A 1,260-nucleotide genomic window follows, 5' to 3' on the forward strand; every position below is an offset into this window, starting at 1 on the left:
TAAAAAACAGTTATCTAACCCTATCTAGTTGTATAAGTCACTGAAGCATAATAAAATTTTTTAGCATTCGTTTCATCAGCAGTTCCCTTTACTCCAAAATATACGTCAAAAAAATAATCCGTTACGTCACGAGTGCAATTTACATCGCCCATGTCATAAACTGAAAATGAGCTTCTTAGTCGAGCATCAGGAAAAGTTAGCCCTTTAGAGGTTGTAATAATCGTTCCTTTTGGAAGTGTTGTTCCAGAATTTACATTGCGACATGTTGCAGGTCTCATAGCAGCAGTACTGTACCTAACAGGTGTTGTTTCATAATAAGTTAATTTTCCTGAGAGCGCTACATATGCTGTGACGGTTTGATTAGTATATGTAGTGGCTTGTGCAGGAAGATTAAAACTTAGTGTTATAAATATACTTAATATCAGTACGTAGAGTTTTTTCATTATTATTTTCACACTCCTAATTTGTATCTTTATCTATTATTTAGACATGGTGTGACCTAAATAATGCCCAGTTGTAGGATCATAGAAGATTTCTTTAGTTTTTCCATTGGATTTTCCATCTACGCTGAAATATATGTTTTTATTGTCTCGTAATACTCTGAAATGAAAACCATGAGAAAATAAATCATCAATAGGAGAAGGTTTTAAGCCCCAATGATTTATAGCTTTTTTCACTATTACGTTACTATCCACTTTTAGACGTGATTCGGGTATTGTATATTCATCCGTAATATCAAGAATTTCGTAGTTTTTAAGAATTCCATTTTCAATAGCAATGACTATATGTTTTTTTTTCAGAGGCATTGTAAATAGTCCTTGCCAATTATTTTTCTTTCCATCTTCTCCAGTTACTTTTTTATCATCTACACTATTCATAAAAGAAAGTAAACACTCTGAGTCATATTGGCGACATAACGAAATAGATAAATGATAAGCCTGAAGAAAAGTTAGGCTTTCAGGGAAATGACTTTTAGGAGATTCTATTTTATATAATCCATTGGGTGGTACTTCTGATAATCCTTGGATAGAAACGGTATTATTTTGAGAAGGTTGAGTGGAATAGACAATAATTAGAGTGATGATTATGAGTAATAAAGAAGATACCAATACAAAATAAAACGATTTTAATTGATTTTTAAACATTCATCTTTTCATGTTTTATGCCTCCCTATATTTCTAGTATAGAATATAAATTCTATTATAAATATTTGTTTCCTTTTTATTGAGAGAATAAAGGGTAAAAAAGTACCCGTAGGTG

At 31.3% G+C, this 1,260-nt stretch carries 2 protein-coding genes; both read right to left on the reverse strand.

What is annotated here, in order from left to right; all coding sequences use genetic code 11:
* Positions 1-20: 20 nt before the first annotated feature.
* The gene (locus AMD01_RS13840; protein ID WP_053402024.1) at positions 21-443 is read right to left on the reverse strand and encodes a hypothetical protein; all 423 of its coding nucleotides are present in this window, start codon (positions 441-443) and stop codon (positions 21-23) included.
* Positions 444-479: 36 nt separating this feature from the next.
* Positions 480-1,145: a hypothetical protein gene (locus AMD01_RS13845; RefSeq protein WP_053402025.1), complete on the reverse strand. Its 666-nt coding sequence runs from the start codon at positions 1,143-1,145 to the stop codon at positions 480-482.
* Between the last annotated feature and the right edge of the window lie 115 nt (positions 1,146-1,260).

It is taken from the genome of Priestia koreensis, from assembly GCF_001274935.1.
Lineage (GTDB): Bacteria > Bacillota > Bacilli > Bacillales > Bacillaceae_H > Bacillus_AG > Bacillus_AG koreensis.

Excerpts from the sequence above, each read along its gene's own strand:
- AMD01_RS13840 (WP_053402024.1), bottom strand. The coding sequence starts at position 443 with ATGAAAAAACTCTACGTACTGATATTAAGTATATTTATAACACTAAGT.
- AMD01_RS13845 (WP_053402025.1), bottom strand. The coding sequence starts at position 1,145 with ATGTTTAAAAATCAATTAAAATCGTTTTATTTTGTATTGGTATCTTCT.